Genomic DNA, 23383 nt, shown 5'->3' with positions numbered 1-23383 from the left:
GCTGCCAGAAGACTTCAGAAACGGTACTGCTCGTCGTACCCGTTGCCCTGGTGGCCCTGCTGCTGACCCTGGTGACCCTGGCCGTCGCCCTGGTAGGGGTACTGCTGCTCCTGCGGGAGTTCGCCGCCGTAGGTCTCGTCGGCGCGCTGCTGCGGGACCCAGACACCGCCCGCCGGGGTCTCGCCGTAGCCGCCGGTGCCGTTGCCGTACTGGCCCTGGGCGTAACCCTGCTGGTCGTACTGCTGGGTGCCGTACGACGACTGGTCGTACCCGGCGCCGCCGTAGGTCTGGTTGCCGATGTACGGGTCCGAGTAGTTGGCGTACTGCTGCTGGCCGCCGCTCGTGTCGTAGCCGTACTGCTGCTGGCCGTAGCCGGAGTAGTCGTAGGCGTAGTTCTGGTCGGTGCCCTGGGCGGCGTACGCCTGGTCCTGGCCGGCGGTCGCGTAGGCGGCCTGCTGGTCGGCGCCGGCGGCGTAGCCGGAGTCGCGGTAGACGCCGTAGGAGCCGGTGTCGTCGGGCATCGGCTGCGGCTCGTACACCGCGGTGGAATCGGTCGCGCCGGGCTCCATGGTGCGGGCCGCCGGGGTGAAGACGTCGTCGCGGTCGTAGTCGTCACCGCCGTAGGACGCGGCGCCGCCGGCCGCGGCGTAGGAGCCCTGCTGCTCGGCGTAGGCGGCGTCGGCCGCGTCCGGGTCGGTGGCCTCCGAACTCGGGTCCTGGTCCGGTTCGCCGCGGCGGCGCTTGGGCAGGCCGGCGCCGTCACCGTCCGTACCCGGCCGCTTGACCGCCCAGCCGGACTCGAAGCCGCGGCGGAACGACAGCGTGACGTAGGTCTGGCCGACCGCGAAGGCGATCGCACCCACGCCGATCACGATGACCGAGGGGATCAGGACACCGAAGACGACCCCGAGGAAGCCGACGAAGGCGAGCAGCCGCCAGCGCAGCCGCGCCTTGTACTGCAGCAGCACCTCGCCGAGCAACCACAAAGCGACGATGCCGAACGCCACGTAGAGGACCGTCCAGCCCATGTACGCCCCTCTCCCTGTGCCCGCTACGCAGTGTGTCGTACTCCGGTGCGGCCGGTCTAGGCCTGCGGGGGATGGTGCAGGCCCAGGTTCTCGTAGATTTCCAGCGTCGCCGTGGAGCTGTTGAGCGTGATGAAGTGCAGTCCTGGCACTCCTTCGGCCAGCAGCCGCGCGCAGAACTCCGTGGCATGTTCGATGCCAATGGAGCGTACCGCCGCCGGATCGTCTTTCGCTGTGAGGATCCGCTCTTTCAGGGCGTCCGGGAAGGTCGCGTTGCTGAGTTTGGGCAGCCGTTCCAGCATCTTCACACTGGTGACGGGCAGGATTTCCGGAATCACCGGGGTTTCGCAGCCGGCCGCGGCGACCCGGTCGCGAAGGCGAAGGTACGACTCGGGCTGGAAGAACATCTGCGTGATGGCGTAGTCGGCGCCCGCGCGGCACTTGTCGACGAAATGCCGTACGTCGGTGTCCCAGTCGCTGGAGCGCGGGTGCATCTCCGGGAAGGCGGCGACGCCCACGCAGAAGTCGCCCGACTCCTTGATGAGACGGACGAGTTCGGCCGCGTAGGTCAGCCCCTGCGGGTGCGCCACCCACTCCCCCATCGGGTCGCCGGGCGGGTCGCCGCGCACGGCGAGCATGTTGCGGATCCCGGCGTCCGCGTACTGGCCGATGATGTTGCGCAGCTCGGCCAGGGAGTGGTCGACCGCGGTGAGGTGCGCGACCGGGGTGAGCGTGGTGTCCGCGACGATCTGCTGGGTCTCCTTGACCGTGCCCGCGCGGGTGGAACCGCCGGCGCCGTAGGTCACCGAGACGAAGTCGGGGGCGACCGCCTCGACCCGCCGGAGCGCGCTCCACAGGTTCCGCTCGCCCTTCGGGGTCTTCGGCGCCGAGAACTCGAAGGAGTACGTGGTCTTGCCGCCGGCGAGCATGTCGCGCACGGTGCGTGCGCGGTCAGTCCTGGTGGATGCGGTTCCGAGGGCCATACCCGCAGGTTAGTCAGGGGCGGCCCGTCACCCAACCGCACTCGGGACATTTGCCGGAATTGTCGAGCTCTTGCGGACCCCATGTCCGGATGCTGGACAAGTTTCCGGACAGCCGGACAGTCGGACGCCCAGCTGCCGCAGCTACAGCGACCGCAGCCGCTTCGCGAACTCGGCCGCCGCCGCGCCGGGGTCGTCGGCCGCGGTGAGCGCGCGGACCACGACCACTCTGCGGGCGCCCGCGTCCAGCACCTGGTCGAGGTTGCCGAGGTCGATGCCGCCGATGGCGAACCAGGGGCGGTCGGTGCCCAGGGCGGCGGTGTACCGCACCAGGTCGAGGCCGGGGGCGGGGCGGCCGGGCTTGGTGGGGGTGGGCCAGCAGGGGCCGGTGCAGAAGTAGTCCACGCCGTCCTGCACGGCGGCCGCGGCGGCCTCGGACTCGGCGTGCGTGGAACGGCCGATCAGGACGTCCGGGCCGAGGATCGCCCGCGCGGCCGGGACCGGCAGGTCACCCTGGCCGAGGTGGAGCACGTCGGCGCCGGCCGCGTGGGCCACGTCCGCGCGGTCGTTGACCGCGAGCAGCTTGCCGTGCCGGGCGCAGGCGTCGGCGAACACGGCGAGGTGCTCCAGCTCCTCGGCGGCTTCCATGCCCTTGTCGCGCAGCTGCACGATGTCGACACCGCCCGCCAGGACCGCGTCCAGGAACCCGGCTAGGTCGCCCTGCTCCTTACGGGCGTCCGTGCACAGGTAGAGCCGGGCGTCGGCCAGCCGGGCGCGGGCGGTGTCGGTCATCGGTGATCCCCCGTGGTGTCGGTACTGGCTGCCTCAGACGGCGAGCGCCTGGGCGCGGCGCTTCACCTCCGTGCCGCGATTCTCGCTGAGCGCCTGCGCGGGAGTGCCGGGCAGGGTCGCGTCCGGAGTGAAGAGCCACTCCAGCATCTCTTCGTCCGTGAAGCCGTCGTCCCGCAGGAGCGTCAGGGTCCCAGACAGGCCCTTGACGACCTTGTCCCCGTCGATGAAGGCGGCGGGGACGTGCAGTGCCCTGTTCTCACCGCGGCGGACGGCGATGAGCTGGCCCTCCTTGACCAGCTGCCGCACGCGCGTCACCTCGACGTCCATCATCTCTGCGATGTCGGGGAGGGTGAGCCAGGCGGGGACGAGAGCATCGATCTTTGCGTCAATCTCGGTCACGGGGTCAAGGGTAGGCGCTCCGCTGGGTGGGCCGCGATGGGTCGTTGTTCGGGTGCGGCGCGGTGGGGGCTGGTCGCGCAGTTCCCCGCGCCCCTTTGGGGCGCGTTCCTCTCAGTGCGCTTTCACGTGGTCGTGGCGTTCTTGAGCGGTTTCCCCGGGTCGGACAAGGCCTCCGGGTCCATCTGACGGCCTGCCTCGATCAGGCGGCGGCCCTGGGCCAGGTCGCGGGGGCGGCCTACCGCCAACAGGGCGACCAGGCGGGTCTCGCGGAGCCAGCAGACGCTCCAGGACGGGCCGGTCGGGTCGCCACGCCAGACCAGCCGGTCGGCGGCGGCGTGGTGGCCGGCGTACTGGACGAAGCGGCCGAACTGTTCGGACCAGAAATACGGGACCGGGTCGTAGACGGCGTCGGTCTCGCCGAGGATGTTGGCGGCGACCGTGCGCGGGCCCTGGAGGGCGTTGTCCCAGTGGTGGACGAGGAGGCGCTCGCCGTAGCGGCCGGACGGGAAGGACGCGCAGTCGCCGACCGCGTAGACGTCGGGGGCGGTGGTGCGCAGGCGGTCGTCGGCGAGCACCTCGCGGTGCGGGCCCAGCTCGATGCCCGAGCCGGCCAGCCAGCCGGTGGCGGGGCGGGCGCCGATGCCGACCACGACGGCGCCCGCGGGCAGCCGCGAGCCGTCGTCGAGCACCACCGCGCCGGGCTCGACGCCTGCCACGCGCGCGTGGGTACGCAGGTCGGTGCCGCTGTCCGCGTACCAGGCGGCCATCGGCGCGGCGACCTCGGCGGGGAGCGCTCCCGCGAGGGGGCGGTCGGCGGCCTCGACCACGGTGACCGCGCAGCCGGCCTCGCGGGCGGCGGTGGCGAACTCCGCGCCGATCCAGCCCGCGCCGACCACCACGATGTCGTGCTGCCGGGCGAGCACGGGCCGCAGCCGCTCGGCGTCGTCCAGGGTGCGCAGCAGATGGACGCCGGGCACGCCCTGGGTGCCGGGCAGCGTGATCGGTTCGGCGCCGGTGGCGAGGACCAGGACGTCGTACGGCACCGGTCCGGCCTCTGTGTCCAGCTCGTGGTCGGCGGTGCGCACGCCGAGGGCCTCGCGGCCGAGCGCCAGCTCGATGCCGAGCGCCCCGAAGTCCACCTCGAAGGCGGAGCCCTCCGACTTGCCGAGCAGCACGGCCTTGGAGAGCGGCGGCCGGTCGTACGGCTGGTGCGGCTCGGCGCCGATCAGCGTGACGGTCCCGGTGAACCCCTGCTCGCGCAGGGCGACGGCGGTCTGCACCCCGGCCATCCCCGCGCCCACCACGACCACGCGCCGCGTCTGTGACGTGCTCCGTCGCTGCGTCTGCTCGCTCACCTGATCACCATAGACAAGAACGATAGACAACTGACAAAGAGTCAGTCAGGGGTCGTGGCGAGTGACCTGTTCCACAGCACTGTCCAAGCACTGTCCCTGGCGCCGTCACCGGCGCCGTCACCAGCGCCGTCCGAGGCCGTCTTACCGGGGCACAGCACCGCGGGCTAGGGTGGCGGGGAAGCACACGCGGGAGCCCGGACGCACCGGGCTGAGAGGGAGGCTGGCGGCCTCCGACCGTACGAACCTGATCCGGGTCATGCCGGCGAAGGGAGGGGCTGGACGCCCATGTCCTCACGTACGTCCGACGTCCTCGTCATCGGGGGCGGGATCATCGGCCTGGTCACGGCCTGGCGGGCGGCCCAGCGCGGGCTCGCCGTCACCGTGGCCGACCCCGGGCCCGGCGGCGGTGCCGCGCAGGTCGCGGCGGGGATGCTGGCCGCCGTCACCGAGCTGCACTACGGCGAGCAGACCCTGCTGGGGCTCAACCTGGCCTCCGCGCGCCGCTATCCCGACTTCGCCGCCGAGCTGACCGAGCTCACCGGCCACGACCTCGGCTACCGGCGCTGCGGCACCCTGGCGGTCGCGCTGGACGCCGACGACCGCGCCCATCTGCGCGAGCTGCACGCGCTCCAGCAGCAGTCGGGCCTGGAGTCCGAATGGCTGTCCGGGCGGGAGTGCCGGCGCCTGGAGCCGATGCTCGCACCGGGTGTGCGCGGCGGGCTACGGGCCGACGGCGACCACCAGATCGACCCGCGCCGGCTGGCGGCCGCCCTGGTGGCCGCGTGCGAGCGGGCCGGGGTGGTGTTCCACCGCGACTGGGCCGAGCGCCTGGACGTGGTGCGGGAACGGGCCGTCGGTGTCCTCACCCGTGCGGGTGAGGCGCTGGGCGCCGGCCAGGTGGTGCTCGCGGGCGGCAGCCTGAGCGGGCGGCTGGCGGGCGTGCCCGAGGACGTGCTGCCGCCGGTACGGCCGGTGAAGGGGCAGGTGCTGCGGCTGACCGTGCCCGCCCGGTACGCGCCGTTCCTCAGCCGGACCGTACGGGCCGTGGTGCGCGGCGGGAACGTCTACCTGGTGCCCCGGGAGAACGGCGAGCTGGTCGTCGGCGCGACCAGCGAGGAGCTGGGCTGGGACACGACCGTCACGGCGGGCGGGGTGTACGAGCTGCTGCGCGACGCGCACGAGCTGGTGCCCGGGATCACCGAGCTGCCCCTGACCGAGACCCGGGCCGGACTGCGCCCCGGCTCCCCCGACAACGCGCCGCTGCTCGGGCCGACCCGCCTCGACGGGCTGCTGCTGGCCACCGGGCACTACCGCAACGGGGTGCTGCTCACGCCCGTCACCGGAGACGTGATGGCGGAGCTGCTGGCCGGCGGCGAGGTGCCGGTGGAGGCCCGTCCGTTCACGCCGAGGCGATTCGGCCCCGTTCCCGACGTACTTGTGGAGCAGACCGCATGAACATCTCCGTCACCATCTCCGTCAACGGGGAGCGCCGGGAGATCGCCCCGGGCACCGCTCTCGACTCGCTCGTACGGTCCCTCACGGCGGCGCCCTCCGGGGTGGCCGCGGCCGTCAACGAGACCGTGGTACCGCGCGGGCAGTGGGCGACGACCGGGCTCGCCGACGGTGACCGGGTGGAAGTCCTGACCGCCGTGCAGGGAGGCTGAGCACCGTGGCCGACGATCCCTTCGTCCTCGGGGGTACGACGTTCTCGTCCCGGCTGATCATGGGTACCGGGGGTGCGCCCAGCCTGGAGGTGCTGGAACGGGCGCTCGTCGCGTCCGGGACCGAGCTGACCACGGTCGCGATGCGGCGGGTGGATCCGGGGGTACGGGGGTCCGTGCTGTCGGTGCTCGACCGGCTCGGGATCCGGGTGCTGCCGAACACGGCGGGGTGCCACACCGCCGGGGAGGCCGTGCTGACCGCCCGGCTGGCGCGGGAGGCGCTGGGGACCTCGCTGGTCAAGCTGGAGGTCATCGCCGACGAGCGGACCTTGTTCCCCGATCCGGTCGAGCTCCTTGACGCGGCGGAGACGCTGGTGGACGACGGGTTCACGGTGCTGCCGTACACGAACGACGATCCGGTGCTGGCTCGGAGGCTGGAGGAGGTGGGGTGCGCCGCGGTGATGCCGCTCGGGTCGCCGATCGGGTCCGGGCTCGGGATCCGCAACCCGCACAACTTCCAGCTGATCGTCGAGCACGCGCGCGTGCCGGTGATCCTGGACGCGGGGGCCGGTACGGCGTCGGACGTGGCGCTGGCGATGGAGCTGGGGTGCGCGGGGGTGATGCTGGCGTCGGCGGTGACGCGGGCGCAGGATCCCGAGCGGATGGCTCACGCCATGCGGGCCGGGGTGGAGGCGGGGCGGCTGGCCCGGCTGGCGGGGCGGATTCCCCGCCGGTACCTCGCGGAGGCGTCGTCTCCCGCGGAGGGCCTGGCCGTGCTGGACCCCGAGCGCCCTGCGTTCTGAGCGCCGGTCCGCTCCCATCTGCTCTCCCACCCACGCACCGCCCGAATCCGTCTGCTGAGAAGCGGGACTCTCCCGTGGGGGCCGAGCGCCGTCGGCGGCTGCGGGGAGGGGGCAGAAAGCATGCCCAGGGCCGAGCGCCGTCGGCGGCTGCGGGGAGGGGGGAGAAGGCAATGGGGTGTTTCGGGCGGGTGTGAAGCGTCACAGGTGCGCTGCAGTCCCCAGGGGAAAGCGGTCTCACCTGTGGGGGTGTCAGCCGGTGCTCGTACACTCGCCGGGTGGATACGACCCTTCAGGACCCCCTTGTCGGGCAGGTGCTCGACGGCCGGTATCGCGTCGACGCGCGGATCGCCGTCGGCGGGATGGCCACGGTCTACCGGGCCCTGGACATCCGGCTGGACCGGATCCTCGCGCTGAAGGTGATGCACCCGGCGCTCGCCGCCGACGCGTCCTTCGTCGACAGGTTCATCCGGGAGGCCAAGTCGGTCGCCCGGCTGGCCCACCCCAATGTCGTCCAGGTCTTCGACCAGGGCGCCGACCGGTCGTACGTGTATCTCGCCATGGAGTACGTCGCCGGCTGCACCCTGCGGGACGTGCTGGTCCAGCGCGGCGCGCTGCAGCCGCGGGCCGCGCTGGACATCCTGGAGCCGGTGCTGGCCGCGCTGGGCGCCGCGCACCGGGCCGGGTTCGTGCACCGGGACATGAAGCCCGAGAACGTGTTGATAGGGGACGACGGCCGGGTCAAGGTCGCGGACTTCGGTCTCGTGCGCTCCGTGGACTCGGTCACCAGTACGACCGGCGCCGTGCTCGGCACCGTGTCGTACCTCGCGCCCGAGCAGGTGGAGAGCGGGGCCGCCGATCCGCGCGTCGACGTGTACGCGTGCGGGGTCGTGCTGTACGAGATGCTCACCGGGCGGAAGCCGCACGACTCGGACTCACCCGCGGTGATCCTCTACAAGCACCTGCACGAGGACGTGCCGGCGCCGTCCGCCGTGGTGCCGGGTCTGGCCCACGAGCTGGACGAGCTGGTCGCCCGTGGCACCGCCCGGGATCCCGGGGTCCGGCCGCACGACGCCGTCGCGCTGCTCGCCCTGCTGCGGGAGACGCGGAGCGCGCTCCGTGCCGAGCAGCTGGACGCCGTACCGCCGCAGGCGCTGGCCCAGGCGCACGACATCGGCGAGGACCGGACGAGCGTCATACCCCGGTCGCTGACCGTTCCCCGGCCGCTGCCCGTCAACGAGGAGGACGAGGGGGTGCTGCTCACCAGCAGGTTCGAGGCGACGCCCTCCCCCACGCTCGGCTTCGCTCGCGCGGGGGCACCCCCATCCGACCGGCGGCGCGGGGGCCGTCGGTCCCGGCGCGGACTGGTGTCGCTCGTCGTCGCGGTACTGATCGTCCTCGGTGCCGGCGCCGGCGTCTGGTACATCAACTCCGGGCAGTTCACCAAGGTCCCGCCGCTGCTGTCGAAGACCGAGGCCGAGGCCACCGCGCGGCTGAAGGAGGCCGGGCTAGACGTCGGGTCGGTCGAGCACGCCTACAGCGACACGGTGAAGCGCGGCACGGTGATCAGCACCGACCCCGCGGCCGGCAAGCGCATCCGCAGCAACGACTCGGTGAAGCTCACCATCTCGGACGGCCCCGAGACGGTGAACGTGCCGGACGTGCAGGGACGGACGCTGGCCAGGGCCAAGCTGCTGCTGACCGCCGACGGGCTCGAACCGGGCATGGTGACCCGGGAGTTCAGTGAGGACGTGCCCAAGAATTCGGTCATCTCGACCGATCCGGGGGCCGGGAGCAAGCGGCACGCGGGGACCGCGATCGCGCTCGTCGTCAGCAAGGGCGCCGCGGTCGACGTCCCGGACGTCACCGGCGACGACCTGGACGACGCCCGGCAGCAGCTCCAGGAGGCCGGGCTGAAGGTGACGGTGTCCGCCACCGAGGTCAACTCCGAGTACGACCAGGGCCAGGTCGCCCGGCAGACCCCGGCGGGCGACGCCCAGGCCGCCGAGGGCGACACCGTGACGCTGACGCTGTCCAAGGGCCCGGAGCTGGTCGAGGTGCCGAACGTGGTCGGGGCCGATGTCGACGCCGCGACCAAGCTGCTGGAACAGTCCGGCTTCCAGGTCAAGGAGGACCGCGGGCTGCTCGGGCTGTTCGGCGACACCGTGAGGAAGCAGTCGGTGGACGCCGGCGAGCAGGCGCCCAAGGGGTCCACGATCACCATCACCATCCGCTGACCGGGTGCGACGCGCGCCGTGACACCCTTGACGGGTGAAGAGTCAGCAGTCAGGTCCCGCCCGCAACCCCGTCGGCGGCCACGTCCCGGTGGCCGGCGGCCTGCATTCCGTGGGGCTGTCGTACGCCCGTGAGCTGAAGGCCGAGACCGTGCAGGTCTTCGTCGCCAACCCGCGCGGCTGGGCCACCCCGGCGGGCAGCCCGAAGCAGGACGAGGCGTTCCGCGCGGCCTGCGCGGAGGAGTCGATCCCGGCGTACGTGCACGCCCCGTACCTGATCAACTTCGGCTCGCACACCGAGGCGACCGTGGAGCGGTCGGTGGAGTCGCTGCGGCACTCGCTGCGGCGCGGCCGGGAGATCGGGGCGCTCGGAGTGGTCGTGCACACCGGGAGCGCGACCGGAGGCCGGGCCCGGGACGTCGCGCTGAAGCAGGTACGGGCGCGTCTGCTGCCGCTGCTCGACGAGCTGACCCACGACGACGACCCGTTCCTGCTCCTGGAGTCCACCGCCGGTCAGGGTGCCTCGCTCTGCTCGCGGACCTGGGACTTCGGACCGTACTTCGAGGCGCTGGACGCCCATCCGAAGCTGGGTGTCTGCCTGGACACCTGTCACATCTTCGCCGCCGGGCACGACCTGACCGGGCCGGGCGGGATGCACCGGACGCTGGACCTGCTCGTGTCGGCCGTCGGCGAGGGGCGGCTGAAGCTGATCCACGCCAACGACTCCAAGGACGTGGTGGGCGCGCACAAGGACCGGCACGAGAACATCGGTGCCGGCCACATCGGCGAGGACGCGTTCCGCGCGCTGATGACCCACCCTGCGACCGCGGGCGTACCGCTGGTCATCGAGACGCCAGGGGGCAAGGAGGGGCACGCGGCCGACGTCGAGCGCCTCAAGCGGCTCCGGGAGGACTGAGCCGGCCCGTCACCGGCGGCTCAGAGTTCCGGGCCGTCCCCCGGTGCCTCCTGGTAGGAGTAGCGCTGTTCCTTCCAGGGGTCGCCGATATTGTGGTAGCCGCGCTCCTCCCAGAAGCCGCGGCGGTCGGCGGTCATGTACTCGACGCCGCGGACCCACTTGGGGCCCTTCCAGGCGTACAGGTGGGGGACGACCAGGCGGACCGGGAAGCCGTGTTCGGCGGTGAGGAGTTCACCGTCCTTGTGGGTGGCGAAGAGGGTGCCCTCGGCGGCGAAGTCCGCGAGGCGCAGGTTGGAGCTGAAGCCGTACTCCGCCCAGACCATCACATGGGTGACCTCGGGAGCGGGCGGCGCGATCTCCAGGACGGTCCGCGCCGGGATCCCGCCCCACTCCGCGCCGAGCATGCTGAACTTCGTCACGCAGTGCAGGTCGGCGACCACGGTGGTGTACGGCAGGGCCGTGAACTGCTCGTGGTTCCAGACATGCGTGCCCGCGTCGGCGGTGGCGCCGAAGACCCGGAACTCCCAGCGCTCGGGCCGGAACCTGGGCACCGGGCCGTAGTGCGTGACCGGCCAGCCGCGCTGCAGTCGCTGTCCCGGCGGAAGCGCGGCTCCCGCGGTTTCCCGAGACGCGCGCTCCACCGGATGACCCATGCCTTCCATCCTGACAGACCACGGGCAGTGCATCTGACCAGGCAGACCCTCCGGAGATCGACAAATCGGTCAACTTACGCCAGTCATGCACTTACGTGCTAAGTGCGCACTTACTGGACGATCTTCTGTGCCGGTGCAATCATGCGCCGCAAACACCCCAGCCCGTGGAAGGAGCCTCTGCGATGCAGGGCGACCCCGAGGTCATCGAATTCCTCAACGAGCAGCTCACCGGTGAGCTCACCGCGATCAACCAGTACTTCCTGCACGCGAAGATGCAGGAGAACTTCGGCTGGTACAAGCTCGCGAAGTACACCCGGCACGAGTCGTTCGACGAGATGAAGCACGCCGAGGTGCTCACCGACCGGATCCTGTTCCTGGAGGGGCTGCCCAACTACCAGCGGCTTTTCCACGTCCGCGTGGGGCAGACCGTCAAGGAGATGTTCGAGGCCGACCGGCGGATCGAGGTGGAGGCGATCGACCGCCTCAAGCGCGGGATCAAGATGATGCGGGAGAAGGGCGACGTCACGTCCGCGAACATCTTCGAGGACATCCTGGCGGACGAGGAGCACCACATCGACTACCTCGACACCCAGCTGGAACTGCTGGAGAAGCTCGGCGAGGCGCTCTACCTCTCGCAGATCATCGAGCAGCCGGAGAGCAGCTGAGGCTAGGCCGCCTCATCCAGTTCGGAGAGCACCGGCCTGCCCCGTTCCGCCAGCTCGCGGCGCGGGCAGGCGCCGCGGCCGAGGATCGCCTGGATGCGGCGGACGCACGAACCGCAGTCCGTGCCCGCCTTGCAGGCCGACGCTATCTGGCGGGGGGTGCAGGCACCGTCCTCCGCGTGCCGCTTGACCTGCGCCTCGGTCACCCCGAAACAACTGCAGACGTACACACGGATCACCTCCCGCCGGAATGGGGTCTCTTCACTGCCATCCCGTTTCCGGTGAGGCAAACCTAACCTTACCCATCCCTCGGGGAGTGCAAAAGTGCGAGGGGCGCGGATCCCGTGTGATCCGCGCCCCAGAGCACTGCCGGGAACCCTACTGGTCCCGGTACATCTCCGCGACGAGGAACGCCAGGTCCAGGGACTGGCTGCGGTTCAGCCGCGGGTCGCAGGCCGTCTCGTAGCGCTGGTGCAGGTCGTCGACGAAGATCTCGTCGCCGCCGCCCACGCACTCGGTGACGTCGTCACCGGTGAGCTCGACGTGGATGCCGCCGGGGTGGGTGCCGAGGGTCTTGTGGACCTCGAAGAAGCCCTTGACCTCGTCGAGCACGTCGTCGAAGCGCCGGGTCTTGTGACCGGAGGCCGCCTCGAAGGTGTTGCCGTGCATCGGGTCGGTCACCCAGGCCACGGTGGCGCCCGAGGCGGTGACCTTCTCGACCAGCTCGGGGAGCTTGTCGCGGACCTTGTCCGCGCCCATCCGGACGACGAAGGTCAGCCGGCCCGGCTCGCGGTCCGGGTCGAGGCGGTCGATGTACCTGAGCGCGTCCTCGGCGGTCGTCGTCGGGCCGAGCTTGAGACCGATCGGGTTGCGGATCCTCGAGGCGAACTCGATGTGCGCCCCGTCCAGCTGCCGGGTGCGCTCACCGATCCACACCATGTGCGCGGAGACGTCGTACAGCTTGCCGGTGCGCGAGTCGACCCTGGTCAGGGCGGACTCGTAGTCCAGCAGCAGCGCCTCGTGCGAGGAGAAGAACTCGACCGTCTTGAACTCCTCCGGCTCCGCGCCGCAGGCCCGCATGAAGTTCAGCGCGTTGTCGATCTCGCGGGCGAGCTGCTCGTAGCGCTGGCCGGACGGGGAGGACTTCACGAAGTCCTGGTTCCAGGCGTGCACCTGGCGCAGGTCCGCGTAACCGCCGGTGGTGAAGGCGCGCACGAGGTTGAGCGTGGAGGCCGACGCGTTGTACATCCGCTTCAGCCGCTCGGGGTCCGGGATCCGGGCCGCCTCGTTGAAGTCGAAGCCGTTGACGGAGTCGCCGCGGTAGGTCGGCAGCGTCACGCCGTCGCGGGTCTCGGTCGGCTTGGAGCGCGGCTTGCTGTACTGGCCGGCGATCCGCCCCACCTTCACCACGGGCACCGACGCGGCGTACGTCAGCACGGCACCCATCTGGAGGAGGGTCTTGAGCTTGTTGCGGATGTGGTCGGCGGACACCGCGTCGAAGGCCTCGGCGCAGTCGCCGCCCTGGAGCAGGAACGCCTCGCCCTTGGCGACGGCCGCCATCCGGGCGCGCAGCTGGTCGCACTCGCCCGCGAAGACGAGCGGCGGATACGACTCCAGCTCCGCGACCACTGTGCGCAGAGCCTCGGGGTCGGGGTACTCGGGCTGCTGCGCCGCGGGCAGGTTTCGCCAGGTGTTGCCAGCGCCGAGGCTGGTCTTAGCGTTCACGGTCACCTCGTAAACATTACGGGGTCGTGTCGCCATATTTTCCTCCGGCTCGACTGGTGAGACGCTGCGATTGTCCTGTGGACAGGGGGCGCGGTGGGGTAGGCTTTTCCGCATGTTCGCGCATTCGACCCAGAACTGGTGGTGGACCGCTTCTCCGGCGGCCCACTGACTGCGCGTACGCAAGACTTCGCGAAGGCCGCCCGGAGGGGCGGCCTTCGGCGTTTCCCGGGGCCGTTCCTCTCCCGCCTGTCCCACCCGACACAGGACCGCAGAGGAACCATGAACCTGACCCAGCTGCTCCAGGACGACCGCCCTTTCGCCCTGCTGCGCCGTCGCACCCCCGGCCACGACGAGAACACGGTGGAGGTCCTGGTCGGCCCGGTCACCGCCCGTGACCGGCTCGCCGACCTGCCCGAGGAAGGGCTGGCCCTGATCCCGTACCGGCAGATCCGGGAGCGGGGGTTCGACGTCCGGGACGACGGGACACCGCTGCTGGTCCTGACCCCGGCGGTGGTAGGTCACATTCCACTCGAGGAGGCCCTCGCCGCCCTCCCCGCCCACGACGTCCGCGTCGAGTCCGGCGCCTTCGACGTCGACGACGACGCGTACGCGGAGACCGTCGGCCGGGTGCTGGACGAGGAGATCGGCCGGGGCGAGGGCGCGAACTTCGTGATCCGCCGGACGTACGAGGGCGAGATCCCGGGCTTCGGGCGCGCCGACGCGCTGGCCCTGTTCCGGCGCCTCCTCGAGGGCGAGCGGGGCGCGTACTGGACGTTCGTGGTGCACACCGGGGACCGGACGCTGGTCGGCGCCAGCCCCGAGGTGCACGTGCGGATGTCCGGCGGCACGGTGGTCATGAACCCGATCAGCGGCACGTACCGCTATCCCGCCGAGGGCCCCACCCCCGAGCACCTGCTCGGCTTCCTCGCCGACGGCAAGGAGATCGAGGAGCTGTCGATGGTCGTCGACGAGGAGCTCAAGATGATGTGCACGGTGGGCGACATGGGCGGTGTGGTCGTCGGGCCGCGGCTGAAGGAGATGGCGCACCTCGCGCACACCGAGTACGAGCTGCGGGGCCGGTCCTCGCTGGACGTGCGGGAGGTCCTGAAGGAGACCATGTTCGCGGCGACCGTCACCGGGTCACCGGTGCAGAACGCCTGCCGGGTGATCGAACGGCACGAGGCCGGGGGGCGGGGCTACTACGCCGGGGCGCTGGCCCTGCTGGGCCGTGACTCCGGCGGTGCCCAGACCCTGGACTCCCCCATCCTGATCCGCACCGCGGACATCGACGGGGACGGCCGGCTGCGGGTTCCCGTCGGCGCCACCCTGGTGCGCGGCTCGGATCCGGCGGGCGAGGTCGCCGAGACGCACGCCAAGGCGGCGGGCGTGCTGGCGGCCCTCGGGGTACGGCCGGGCCGGCCGCGCGCCGAGCGGACCGGGCCGCGGCTGGCCGACGATCCCCGGGTGCGGGCCGCGCTGGACGGGCGGCGGGCCTCCCTGGCGCCGTTCTGGCTGCGGATGCAGGAGCGGACCGGCGAACTGGCCGGGCACGCGCTCGTGGTGGACGGCGAGGACACGTTCACGGCGATGCTCGCGCACGTGCTGCGGGCCGGCGGGCTCGACGTCACCGTCCGCCGGTACGACGAGCCGGGACTGCGGGAGGCGGTGCTCGCGCACGGGGGTCCGGTGGTGCTCGGCCCGGGGCCCGGTGACCCGTCCGACCTGGACGATCCGAAGATGCGGTTCCTGCGGGAGCTCGCGGCGACCGTGATCCGGGAGCACCGGCACGGGGTGCTGGGCGTCTGCCTCGGGCACGAGCTGATCGCGGCGGAGCTGGGACTGGACATCGTCCGCAAGGAGGTGCCCTACCAGGGGGCGCAGACGACCGTGGACCTGTTCGGGCGGCCGGAGACGGTCGGCTTCTACAACAGCTTCGTGGCCCGCTGCGACGACGAGGCGGCGCGGGAGCTCGCGGCGCACGGGGTGGAGGTGAGCCGGGCGGCGAACGGGGAGGTGCACGCTGTGCGGGGGCCCGGTTTTGCGGGGGTGCAGTTCCACCCGGAGTCGGTCCTCACGCTGAACGGGGCCGCCGTGGTGCGGGAGTTGGTTGGACAGCTGCGCGGCACCGGAACGGTTCGGGCTTGAGTTTCGGGTGCGGGTGCGTGGGGGCTGGTTTCGGGTGCGGGTGCGTGGGGGCTGGTCGCGCAGTTCCTCCCCCAGCCTTCGGCCGGGTTACCCCCAGCGCCCCTTGAATGTCCTGCCGTAGCCCCTCTACGCGCCGTCACGGTGACCGTGACGGCGCGCGGGGCGGGGAGAGGTGGTCGTCGGCCGTCAGCCGAAGAACACCCCCACCTCCTCGTACAGCTTCAGGTCGACGGTCTTCAGCTTGGCCGTGGCCTCTGCGATCGGTACCCGGACGATGTCGGTGCCGCGCAGCGCGACCATCGTGCCGAAGTCGCCGTCCCGGACGGCGTCGACGGCGTGCAGGCCGAATCGGGTGGCGAGCCAGCGGTCGAAGGCGCTGGGCGTGCCGCCGCGCTGGATGTGGCCGAGGACGGTGGTCCGGGCCTCCTTGCCGGTGCGCTTCTCGATCTCCTTGGCCAGCCACTCGCCGACCCCGGAGAGCCGGACGTGCCCGAAGGAGTCCAGCGACCCGTCCTTGAGGACCATCTCGCCGTCCTTCGGCATGGCGCCCTCGGCGACGACCACGATCGGGGCGTACGACGCCTTGAAACGGGACGTGACCCAGGCGCACACCTGGTCGACGTCGAAGCGCTGTTCGGGGATGAGGATGACGTTGGCGCCGCCGGCGAGGCCGGAGTGGATGGCGATCCAGCCGGCGTGCCGGCCCATCACCTCGCAGACCAGGACCCGCATGTGGGACTCGGCGGTGGTGTGCAGCCGGTCGATGGCCTCGGTGGCGATGCCGACCGCGGTGTCGAAGCCGAAGGTGTAGTCGGTGGCGGACAGGTCGTTGTCGATGGTCTTCGGCACGCCGACGACGGGTACGCCGTACTCGTCGGTGAGGCGGGCGGCGACGCCGAGGGTGTCCTCGCCGCCGATCGCGATCAGCGCGTCGACCTCCAGCTTGGCGAGGTTGTCCTTGATCCGGCGGATGCCGTTCTCCTGCTTGAGCGGATTGGTCCGCGAGGAGCCGAGGATGGTGCCGCCGCGGGGCAGGATGCCGCGTACGGCGGGGATGTCGAGGCGGACGGTGTCGCCTTCGAGGGGGCCGCGCCAGCCGTCCCGGAAGCCGACGAAGTCGTAGCCGTACTCCTGCACGCCCTTGCGGACGACGCCCCGGATGACGGCGTTGAGCCCGGGGCAGTCGCCGCCTCCGGTCAGTACTCCGACCCGCATGGAAATGTCCCTTCGCCGCGGTTGCCTGTGGGACTCACGCTAATGGTGATCCAGCTCACACAGGGATGGGCGCGGAAGGGCAATTCCGGTGAATTGTCGGGCGGTTGGTTTACGCGCCGCCCGAAGATCAGATCAGTCGCCGGCTCAGTCGTCGTCGAGGCCCGCCTCTATCGCGTACCGCACCAGCTCCACCCTGTTGTGCAACTGGAGCTTGCCGAGGGTGTTCTGGACGTGGTTCTGGACCGTGCGGTGGGAGATGACCAGGCGCTCGGCGATCTGCTTGTAGCTCAGGCCCTTGGCGACCAGCCGCAGCACCTCGGTCTCGCGGTCGGTGAGCCGGGGCGCGTCGGGCCGGTCGGTGTCCGCTTCCGGGGCGGGCTCGGAGGCCAGCCGGCGGTACTCGCCGAGGACGAGACCGGCGAGGCCGGGCGTGAACACCGGGTCGCCCACCGCCGTACGGCGGACCGCGTCAAGGAGTTCCTCCGTGGAAGCCGACTTCAGCAGATAACCCGTCGCGCCGGACTTCACCGCCTCCAGGACGTCGGCGTGCTCCCCGCTCGCGGAGAGGACCAGGACCCGCAACGCCGGGTTGTGGCCGACGAGTTCCTTGCAGACCTGGACGCCCGGCTTGGCCGGCAGGTTGAGGTCCAGGACGAGGACGTCGGGCGCGGCGGCCTTGGCACGGCGCACCGCCTGGTCACCGTCCCCGGCGGTGGCGACCACCTCGAAACCGGACTCGGTCAGGTCCCGGGCGACCGCGTCCCGCCACATCGGGTGGTCGTCGACCACCATGACCTTGATGCTCATCGCCGCTCCGCCTTCCCCGGGGAGACCTTCGGTACCTTCAGCTCTACTTCCGTGCCCTGTCCCGGAGTCGAGAACAGCTCGGCGCCGCCGCCGAGGTCGCGCAGCCGCCCCCGGATCGACTGGGCCACCCCGAGCCGCCCCTCCCCCTCGGCCTGCGCGAGCCTGCCCTCCGGGATGCCGGGGCCGTCGTCCCGTACGGTCACCACGACCTCGCCGGGCTCGTCCTCGACCAGGATCCAGGCCCGTGCCTCCGCACCGGCGTGCCTGCGCACATTGTCCAGGGCGGCACCGACGGCGGCGGCCAGCTCGCGGGCGGCGCCCGGCGGCAGCTCCACCGGCGCGCCGGGCTCGGCCAGGCTGACCCGGGATCCGGCGTACCGCGAGAGCAGCGTGCGCAGGTCCACGGGACCGCCGTCGTCCGGCTCCTCGACCAGGCGTACGACGGCGCCCTCGGCCTCGTCCTCGGAGACCCGCGAGGGCGGCACCAGGCCGCCGGAGACCAGCGTCCGCAGGGCCACCTCCTGCTCCCCCGCCATGCGCCCGAGTTCGGCCGCCTCGCCGCCGAGGACCGCGCCGCGTCGCTGCACCATGGCGAGCACCTGGAGCACGCCGTCGTGGATGTCCCGGGCGAGCCGCTCCCGTTCCCGGGTCGCCGCCTCGATCTCCAGGGCGCGGGCGAGGGTGCGCTCGGAGGCGCGGGCGACCTCGACGACGTACCCGATGGCGATGGAGGCGACCCAGACCAGGATCACGTTGTGGACGGTGTCGCGGGCCGGGTGGCCGCGCTCGACCAGGTTGGCTGCGGCGACCGGCGTGGAGGCGAACGCGGCCCAGCGCCAGCCGCCCTTGAGGGCGTAGGCGAGGACCGAGCCGGCGGTCCAGATCGACGGCAGGGTCGAGCCGCCGCGGTCGATGTGGCCCTGGGTGACCACCCAGGGGGTCAGCACGATGCCGGTGAGCGCGATGGCGAGGTCCACGGCGAGGAAGCGCTTGGTGCAGGCCGCCGCGTTCTGCACGCGGGGCAGGGTCGCCAGGGTCCAAACGGTCAGGACGGCGTAGTAGGCGATGGCGACGCCCGCGCGGTCGTAGTCCTCGTAGGCCGAGGCGAACAGGCCGATCGCGTACAGCAGGGTCAGCACGCGGTAGCCCGTGAGGGCACGCCACAGCGGCTGCTCGACCGACATCCGTATGACGCGTTCCCGCCTGCTCATGTCCCCCGGTCCCCCTGCTTGTCCCCGGCCCCGGTCCCCCCGGCCGCCGGCCCCCGCCGCCGTCTAGGACTCGGCAGCCTTCTTCTCGGCCTTCGCCGCGTCCTTCTCGGCCTTGGCGGCCTCCGCGATCTGCCGCTTGGCCGCGGTCGCGTAGATGTCCACGTACTCCTGGCCGGAAAGCTTCATGATCTCGTACATGACCTCGTCGGTCACCGCGCGCAGCACGAACCGGTCGTGCTCCATGCCCTGGTAACGGCTGAAGTCCAGCGGCCTGCCGATCCGGATGCCCGGCCGCATCAGCTTGGGCATCACCTGCCCCGGCGGCTGGATCTTCTCCGTGTCGATCATGGCGACCGGGATCACCGGGGCGCCGGTGGCGAGCGCCACGCGCGCGAGGCCGCCGGGCTTGCCCCGGTAGAGGCGGCCGTCGGGCGAGCGGGTGCCCTCCGGGTAGATGCCGAACAGCTCGCCGCGCTCCAGCACGTCTATGCCGCTCTGCACCGCGGCCTCGCCGGCGCCGCGCGCGCCCGAGCGGTCGACGGGGAGCTGGCCCACGCCCTTGAAGAAGGCGGCCGTGAGGCGGCCCTTCAGCCCGGGAGTCGTGAAGTACTCGGCCTTCGCGATGAAGGTGACCTTGCGGTCCAGCACCGCGGGCAGGAAGAACGAGTCCGAGAAGGACAGGTGGTTACTGGCCAGGATCGCCGGGCCCTCGGCCGGGACGTTCTCCAGACCCTCCACCCAGGGCCTGAAGGTGACCTTCAGCGGTCCCCCGATGGCGACCTTCATCGCGCCGTACAACAACCGAGTGCCTCCTGTTTCCGTCGATCAGACCTTAACCCGGAGCGCCGGGAATGGGCCCGACGACCCTGGTCGGTGTCAGTGCCGTCGCGTACGGTGAAGCACAACCGGAGTCGTCGTCCATGGCTCTCGCAGTTCCGCCCCTCGAACAGACTCGAACGAATTGGAGACCGAAGGTGCCGGTTCTCCCCGGAGCCGAGCCGTACCGCCATGACGGCGGGGAGGTCGGCGTCCTCTTCTGCCACGGTTTCACGGGCTCGCCCCAGTCGCTGCGCCCCTGGGCGGAACACCATGCGGCACACGGCCTGACCGTGTCCCTGCCCCTGCTGCCCGGGCACGGCACCCGCTGGGAGGACATGGCGGTCACCGGCTGGCAGGACTGGTACGCGGAGGTGGACCGCGAGCTGCGGCTGCTGCGCGAGCGCTGCTCACAGGTGTTCCTGGCGGGCCTGTCCATGGGCGGCGCGCTGGCCCTGCGGCTGGCCGCGCGGAACGGTACGGGTGTGGACGGCGTGGTGATCGTCAACCCGGCGAACAAGGTGCACGGCCTGTCGGCGTACGCCCTTCCGGTGGCCCGGCATCTCGTGCGCACGACGAAGGGCATCGCCAGCGACATCGCCAAGCCGGGCGCCGCCGAGGTGGGGTACGACCGGGTGCCGCTGCACAGCGCACACTCGCTGCGGAACTTCTTCCGCCAGGTGGACAAGGAGCTGCCGCAGGTGACCCAGCCGCTGCTGCTCCTGCGCAGCACCGAGGACCACGTGGTTCCCGCGGTGGACTCCGCCCGCATCCTGAGCCGGGTGTCGTCCACGGACGTAACGGAGGTCGTGCTGGAACAGAGCTACCACGTCGCGACGTTGGACCATGATGCGGACCGGATCTTCGAGGAGAGCCTCGCCTTCATCGGCCGGCTCGCACCCAGTGTCGGCAAGGAAGGGACGGCCGCAGTTGGCTGAGCACGACTCCGACCGCGAGGACCGCGAGCCGGACGAGACGGGGGTGCCCTTCGACGAGGAGGCCGCCTGGGCGGCGATCGTCGCGGGGTACGGCGACGAGCCGCCGGACCCGCCGGGCACGACGCCCTTCAAGCCGGTGAAGGACCTCGCGCTGCCGGCGATGGACGAGAACGAGACGGAGGCGGCCGCCGAGGCCGCCGGGACGGGGGCCACGGCGGCCGAGGAGCAGCGGCCCGCGCAGCCGCTGGGCAGTTCGGTCTCCTTCGCGCCCGGGGTGGGCGGCCCGCGCGACTACACGGCGCCGGAGCCGTCCGAGGACGATTTCGACGAGGACGACGAGGGGCACTTCGTGCCGCCCGAGCCGCCGCCGCTGCCGGACGCCGACGCGACGGCCAAGTTCGCCTGGCTGGGCGTGGTGGGCGGCCCGATCCTGCTGCTGCTCGCGGTGGTGCTGGGCTGGGACATGACCTGGTGGCTGGCGACGCTGGGCATCGGCGGCTTCCTGGGCGGGTTCGTCACGCTGGTGACCCGTATGAAGACCGACGACGAGGACGGCGACCCCGGTCGGGGAGCCGTCGTCTGACCGGTCCGCCGCGTCCCGAGGGCCCGTCCGGAACCGCTCCGGACGGGCCCTCGGGTGCTGGGCGGCGGTCGTGGTCGGCGGACCGGGAGAGGGCCGTCCCGAGGGCCCGGTGGGCTCCGGCGGCCGCCTGGGCAGCCGGGCGGCTCGTGGACGGGGTGCGGCAGCGGCCGTAGCCGCTAGGAGGTGGCGGGGACCCTCAGGGCGGCCAGGACCGGGAGATGGTCGGTGGCCGCCCGCAGGTCCGCGTCGGTGACGCCGGGGAGGCCGGTCGGCACGCCGCAGCCGAGCACCTCGATGCCCTTCGTCGCGAAGATCGCGTCGATGCGCTGGTGCGGGTCGGTGGACCAGGAGGTGAACTCGCCGCCCCAGGGCGCCGCGGTACGGCAGTCCTGGTAGGCCTCGGCCAGGCGGCGGAAGGTGCGGCCCTCGGGGCGGTCGTTGAGGTCGCCGCCGGCGATGGCGTGTGCCACGCCCAGGCCTGCGACCCGGTCGAGGAGCATGCCGCCCTGCTCGTAGCGCTCGTCCTGCTGGAGGCTGAGGTGGAAGCTGGTGACGCCGAGGCGGGCGCCGCCGAAGCGGACGACGGCGGTCGCGAGGCCGCGGCGGTGCAGGCCGGGGGTGAGGGGGAGGAGGACGTCCTCGGTGCGCTCGACGGTGGCGCGGAGGTCGCAGAGGATCGCCGGGCCGGCCGCCGTGCCGCCCCCGGTGAGGATCACCAGGTCGGAGGCGGAGGCCAGGCGGGCGAGCTTCTTGCGCCAGCGGAAGAAGCGGGGGGCTTCCTGGACCAGGACCAGGTCGGGGGCGCAGGCCTTGATGACGCGGGCGAGGGCGTCGGTGTCGTCCCGCATGGAGCGGATGTTGTAACTGAGCACCCGGATGACGGCCGAACCGTCGGGTTCCGTGTGGGAGTTGGGGAGCGACGCCATATTGATCAATGTACGCCCGGAGAGGGGCTGTGCGCCTACTGGGGTGGGGCGCGAGGCGGGTGTGCGACTGCCGGTGCATGGTGGCTTGTCGCGCCCACGCGGCGGCAGCCGCACATCAGACACAGCCCCGCGCCCCTAGGGGGTTGCGGTTGCCGCATCCCGAAAGCCCAGGGCGTTACATGATCGGGTCCGGCTCTCTCGCCAGGTCGGCGGCGCCCACCAGGCCCGCCTCGTTGCCGAGCTGGGCCGCGATGACGTCGGCCACCGGGCGCCAGTTGCCGCCTACCAGCCAGCGCTTGTAGGACTTGCGGATCGGGTCGAGGACCAGTTCGCCCTCGTCCGAGAGGCCGCCGCCGACGATGAACGCGGACGGGTCGAAGAGGGAGGCCAGGTCGGCGAGGCCGGCGCCGGCCCAGCGGGCGAGCTCGCGATAGGAGTCGACGGCGACCGGGTCGCCCTGGCGGGCGGCCATGGAGATGTGCTTGCCCTCGATGCCGTCGGGGGTGCCGTCACCGAGGCCGAGCAGGATCTCGGCGTGCTCGGGGGTGGCGTTGGCGCGCTGCTTGGCGTACCTGACCAGGGCGCGGCCGGAGGCGTACTGCTCCCAGCAGCCCTGCGAGCCGCAGCCGCACAGCAGCCCGTCCGGGACCATCCGGATGTGCCCGAACTCGGCGGCCACTCCGAAGTGCCCGCGGCGCAGCTTGTTGCCGATGATGATGCCGCCGCCGAGGCCGGTGCCGAGGGTGATGCAGATGACGTTGCGGTGGCCCTTGCCGGCACCGAACTTGTACTCGCCCCAGGCGGCGGCGTTGGCGTCGTTCTCCACCACCACGGGGAGGCCGACGCGGGCCTCGACCTCGTCCTTCAACGGCTCCTGGCGCCAGTCGATGTTGCCTTGTGGGTCGAGAGGATGTTGCCTTCCTCATCGACCACGCCGGCCGCGATCTTCGTGCCGCCGATGTCGACGCCGATGGTGAGTCCCATGAATCCCTCAGTTTCGGTCGAGCCCCGCTACGGCCAACCGTACCCGAGAGGGCTTTCAGTCGAGATCGATGCGCTCGCTCGGGCCGTCGTCCTCGCCCTTGTCGGAGGCGCCGGAGGTCCAGCGGGACTCCTGGGCCTGGACCGCGGAGCGGTAGGCGGCGAGGAGTTCGCTGCCGGCCGCGGCCAGGTGGTCGAAGACGTCCGGGTTGCGCTCTATGACGGGCTCCACGGCGTTCCTCGCCTGCTGGACGACCTGCCGGACCACCTGCTGGGCGGCGGGTCCGGCGACGGCGCCGAGCAGCGGGGTCTGGATGCCGGAGAGCTTGTCGGCGACGGCGTCGACGAGTCGGCGCAGTTCCTCGGCGGCCGACCCGGGGGGCGGGCCGTACTGGGCACGGCGGCGGGCCTTCTCCGCCTCCAGGTCCTCGGCGCAGGCCGTGGCCCAGGCGTCGTCGTCCGTCGCCCGTACCTCGTCCGCGGCCTCGGAGGCGTCAGCTGTGGGGCGCTCTTCGCTCATGACGGACTCCTGACTACGGTTCGTCTCTACGACGTTACC

General features: G+C 71.8%; 24 protein-coding genes, 1 pseudogene and 1 riboswitch. Of the genes and pseudogenes, 10 read left to right on the top strand and 15 right to left on the bottom strand.

Going from position 1 to position 23383, the window contains the following annotated elements; translation table 11 throughout:
• Positions 1-14: 14 nt before the first annotated feature.
• The 5 genes from JF597_RS42040 to JF597_RS42020 form a co-directional block, all read right to left on the bottom strand.
• Positions 15-1028 carry a hypothetical protein gene (locus tag JF597_RS42040; protein WP_294009162.1) on the bottom strand — a complete coding sequence of 338 codons (1014 nt, stop codon included), beginning with the start codon at positions 1026-1028 and terminating at the stop codon, positions 15-17.
• 56 nt (positions 1029-1084) lie between these two features.
• A complete protein-coding gene (gene metF, locus JF597_RS42035; RefSeq protein WP_294009160.1) occupies positions 1085-2008 on the bottom strand; it encodes a methylenetetrahydrofolate reductase [NAD(P)H] in 924 nt (307 codons plus the stop codon).
• A gap of 141 nt (positions 2009-2149) precedes the next feature.
• Positions 2150-2797: a thiamine phosphate synthase gene (thiE, locus tag JF597_RS42030; protein WP_294009158.1), complete on the bottom strand. Its 648-nt coding sequence runs from the start codon at positions 2795-2797 to the stop codon at positions 2150-2152.
• Positions 2798-2830: 33 nt separating this feature from the next.
• Positions 2831-3196 carry an Rv2175c family DNA-binding protein gene (locus JF597_RS42025; RefSeq protein WP_294009156.1) on the bottom strand — a complete coding sequence of 122 codons (366 nt, stop codon included), beginning with the start codon at positions 3194-3196 and terminating at the stop codon, positions 2831-2833.
• A gap of 122 nt (positions 3197-3318) precedes the next feature.
• The gene (locus JF597_RS42020; RefSeq protein ID WP_294009154.1) at positions 3319-4551 is read right to left on the bottom strand and encodes an NAD(P)/FAD-dependent oxidoreductase; all 1233 of its coding nucleotides are present in this window, start codon (positions 4549-4551) and stop codon (positions 3319-3321) included.
• Between the two features lie 176 nt (positions 4552-4727).
• Positions 4728-4839: riboswitch (TPP riboswitch) on the top strand.
• Between JF597_RS42020 and thiO the strand changes: the two genes are divergently transcribed.
• From thiO to JF597_RS41995, 5 genes are all read left to right on the top strand, one after another.
• Positions 4837-6006, top strand: coding sequence for a glycine oxidase ThiO (thiO, locus tag JF597_RS42015; protein WP_294009152.1), 1170 nt, complete (start codon positions 4837-4839; stop codon positions 6004-6006). (Overlaps the previous riboswitch by 3 nt.)
• Positions 6003-6215, top strand: a complete 213-nt coding sequence (thiS, locus tag JF597_RS42010) for a sulfur carrier protein ThiS (RefSeq protein ID WP_294009150.1) — start codon at positions 6003-6005, stop codon at positions 6213-6215. The genes thiO and thiS overlap by 4 nt, the downstream gene beginning before the upstream one ends.
• 5 nt (positions 6216-6220) lie before the next feature.
• Positions 6221-7015, top strand: a complete 795-nt coding sequence (locus tag JF597_RS42005) for a thiazole synthase (protein ID WP_294009148.1) — start codon at positions 6221-6223, stop codon at positions 7013-7015.
• 275 nt (positions 7016-7290) lie between these two features.
• On the top strand, positions 7291-9249 hold the full coding sequence (gene pknB, locus JF597_RS42000; protein ID WP_294009146.1) for a Stk1 family PASTA domain-containing Ser/Thr kinase: 1959 nt from the start codon (positions 7291-7293) through the stop codon (positions 9247-9249).
• Between the two features lie 34 nt (positions 9250-9283).
• Complete coding sequence (locus JF597_RS41995; RefSeq protein WP_294009144.1) at positions 9284-10162, top strand: deoxyribonuclease IV; 879 nt, start codon at positions 9284-9286, stop codon at positions 10160-10162.
• A gap of 20 nt (positions 10163-10182) precedes the next feature.
• Here the strand turns inward: JF597_RS41995 and JF597_RS41990 are convergent, their stop codons facing one another.
• Positions 10183-10815, bottom strand: coding sequence for a sulfite oxidase-like oxidoreductase (locus JF597_RS41990; RefSeq protein WP_294009142.1), 633 nt, complete (start codon positions 10813-10815; stop codon positions 10183-10185).
• Between the two features lie 182 nt (positions 10816-10997).
• Here JF597_RS41990 and bfr point away from each other — a divergent pair, with 182 nt between their 5' ends.
• A complete protein-coding gene (gene bfr, locus JF597_RS41985) occupies positions 10998-11480 on the top strand; it encodes a bacterioferritin (RefSeq protein ID WP_294009140.1) in 483 nt (160 codons plus the stop codon).
• A gap of 2 nt (positions 11481-11482) precedes the next feature.
• Here bfr and JF597_RS41980 read toward each other — a convergent pair whose 3' ends face one another.
• Both JF597_RS41980 and JF597_RS41975 read right to left on the bottom strand, forming a co-directional pair.
• The gene (locus JF597_RS41980; protein WP_294009138.1) at positions 11483-11707 is read right to left on the bottom strand and encodes a bacterioferritin-associated ferredoxin; all 225 of its coding nucleotides are present in this window, start codon (positions 11705-11707) and stop codon (positions 11483-11485) included.
• Positions 11708-11855: 148 nt separating this feature from the next.
• A complete protein-coding gene (locus tag JF597_RS41975; protein WP_294009136.1) occupies positions 11856-13208 on the bottom strand; it encodes a class II 3-deoxy-7-phosphoheptulonate synthase in 1353 nt (450 codons plus the stop codon).
• 106 nt (positions 13209-13314) lie between these two features.
• On the opposite strand from JF597_RS41975, the gene JF597_RS55790 reads away from it, so the two are divergent.
• Complete coding sequence (locus JF597_RS55790) at positions 13315-13371, top strand: trp operon leader peptide (RefSeq protein WP_071659820.1); 57 nt, start codon at positions 13315-13317, stop codon at positions 13369-13371.
• 110 nt (positions 13372-13481) lie between these two features.
• Entirely contained in the window at positions 13482-15347 is a 1866-nt protein-coding gene (locus JF597_RS41970) for an anthranilate synthase family protein (protein WP_294009134.1), read from the top strand.
• Between the two features lie 186 nt (positions 15348-15533).
• Here the strand turns inward: JF597_RS41970 and JF597_RS41965 are convergent, their stop codons facing one another.
• The 4 genes from JF597_RS41965 to JF597_RS41950 all read right to left on the bottom strand — a co-directional run bounded on the left by JF597_RS41965 (position 15534) and on the right by JF597_RS41950 (position 19381).
• Complete coding sequence (locus JF597_RS41965; protein WP_294009132.1) at positions 15534-16562, bottom strand: 6-phosphofructokinase; 1029 nt, start codon at positions 16560-16562, stop codon at positions 15534-15536.
• Between the two features lie 144 nt (positions 16563-16706).
• Positions 16707-17369 carry a response regulator transcription factor gene (locus tag JF597_RS41960; RefSeq protein ID WP_294009130.1) on the bottom strand — a complete coding sequence of 221 codons (663 nt, stop codon included), beginning with the start codon at positions 17367-17369 and terminating at the stop codon, positions 16707-16709.
• Positions 17366-18580, bottom strand: coding sequence for a DUF5931 domain-containing protein (locus JF597_RS41955; RefSeq protein ID WP_294009128.1), 1215 nt, complete (start codon positions 18578-18580; stop codon positions 17366-17368). Before JF597_RS41955 ends, JF597_RS41960 begins: the two co-directional genes overlap by 4 nt.
• Before the next feature lie 63 nt (positions 18581-18643).
• On the bottom strand, positions 18644-19381 hold the full coding sequence (locus JF597_RS41950) for a lysophospholipid acyltransferase family protein (RefSeq protein WP_294009126.1): 738 nt from the start codon (positions 19379-19381) through the stop codon (positions 18644-18646).
• Between the two features lie 173 nt (positions 19382-19554).
• On the opposite strand from JF597_RS41950, the gene JF597_RS41945 reads away from it, so the two are divergent.
• Together JF597_RS41945 and JF597_RS41940 are read left to right on the top strand one after the other, a co-directional pair.
• Positions 19555-20334: an alpha/beta fold hydrolase gene (locus tag JF597_RS41945; protein WP_294009124.1), complete on the top strand. Its 780-nt coding sequence runs from the start codon at positions 19555-19557 to the stop codon at positions 20332-20334.
• Positions 20327-20917, top strand: coding sequence for a hypothetical protein (locus JF597_RS41940; protein WP_294009122.1), 591 nt, complete (start codon positions 20327-20329; stop codon positions 20915-20917). Before JF597_RS41945 ends, JF597_RS41940 begins: the two co-directional genes overlap by 8 nt.
• 176 nt (positions 20918-21093) lie before the next feature.
• Here JF597_RS41940 and JF597_RS41935 read toward each other — a convergent pair whose 3' ends face one another.
• The 3 genes and pseudogenes from JF597_RS41935 to JF597_RS41925 all read right to left on the bottom strand — a co-directional run bounded on the left by JF597_RS41935 (position 21094) and on the right by JF597_RS41925 (position 23344).
• Entirely contained in the window at positions 21094-21843 is a 750-nt protein-coding gene (locus tag JF597_RS41935) for an endonuclease/exonuclease/phosphatase family protein (RefSeq protein ID WP_294009120.1), read from the bottom strand.
• A gap of 175 nt (positions 21844-22018) precedes the next feature.
• Positions 22019-22827 (bottom strand): annotated as a pseudogene (locus tag JF597_RS41930) (ROK family glucokinase).
• Positions 22828-22882: 55 nt separating this feature from the next.
• Positions 22883-23344 carry a DUF5304 domain-containing protein gene (locus JF597_RS41925; RefSeq protein ID WP_294009118.1) on the bottom strand — a complete coding sequence of 154 codons (462 nt, stop codon included), beginning with the start codon at positions 23342-23344 and terminating at the stop codon, positions 22883-22885.
• Positions 23345-23383 lie beyond the last annotated feature (39 nt).

This window comes from Streptomyces sp. (assembly GCF_019510245.1).
Lineage (GTDB): Bacteria > Actinomycetota > Actinomycetes > Streptomycetales > Streptomycetaceae > Streptomyces.
Note: the sequence above shows the minus strand (reverse complement) of the source record. Positions and strands in the feature narration are given on the sequence as shown.

What these genes read in the sequence shown, in the direction of transcription:
- JF597_RS42040 (WP_294009162.1), bottom strand. Translation starts at nt 1,028, where the DNA reads ATGGGCTGGACGGTCCTCTACGTGGCGTTCGGCATCGTCGCTTTGTGG.
- metF (WP_294009160.1), bottom strand. Translation starts at nt 2,008, where the DNA reads ATGGCCCTCGGAACCGCATCCACCAGGACTGACCGCGCACGCACCGTG.
- thiE (WP_294009158.1), bottom strand. Translation starts at nt 2,797, where the DNA reads ATGACCGACACCGCCCGCGCCCGGCTGGCCGACGCCCGGCTCTACCTG.
- thiO (WP_294009152.1), top strand. Translation starts at nt 4,837, where the DNA reads ATGTCCTCACGTACGTCCGACGTCCTCGTCATCGGGGGCGGGATCATC.
- thiS (WP_294009150.1), top strand. Translation starts at nt 6,003, where the DNA reads ATGAACATCTCCGTCACCATCTCCGTCAACGGGGAGCGCCGGGAGATC.
- JF597_RS41990 (WP_294009142.1), bottom strand. Translation starts at nt 10,815, where the DNA reads ATGGGTCATCCGGTGGAGCGCGCGTCTCGGGAAACCGCGGGAGCCGCG.
- bfr (WP_294009140.1), top strand. Translation starts at nt 10,998, where the DNA reads ATGCAGGGCGACCCCGAGGTCATCGAATTCCTCAACGAGCAGCTCACC.
- JF597_RS41970 (WP_294009134.1), top strand. Translation starts at nt 13,482, where the DNA reads ATGAACCTGACCCAGCTGCTCCAGGACGACCGCCCTTTCGCCCTGCTG.
- JF597_RS41965 (WP_294009132.1), bottom strand. Translation starts at nt 16,562, where the DNA reads ATGCGGGTCGGAGTACTGACCGGAGGCGGCGACTGCCCCGGGCTCAAC.
- JF597_RS41960 (WP_294009130.1), bottom strand. Translation starts at nt 17,369, where the DNA reads ATGAGCATCAAGGTCATGGTGGTCGACGACCACCCGATGTGGCGGGAC.
- JF597_RS41955 (WP_294009128.1), bottom strand. Translation starts at nt 18,580, where the DNA reads ATGAGCAGGCGGGAACGCGTCATACGGATGTCGGTCGAGCAGCCGCTG.
- JF597_RS41935 (WP_294009120.1), bottom strand. Translation starts at nt 21,843, where the DNA reads ATGGCGTCGCTCCCCAACTCCCACACGGAACCCGACGGTTCGGCCGTC.
- JF597_RS41925 (WP_294009118.1), bottom strand. Translation starts at nt 23,344, where the DNA reads ATGAGCGAAGAGCGCCCCACAGCTGACGCCTCCGAGGCCGCGGACGAG.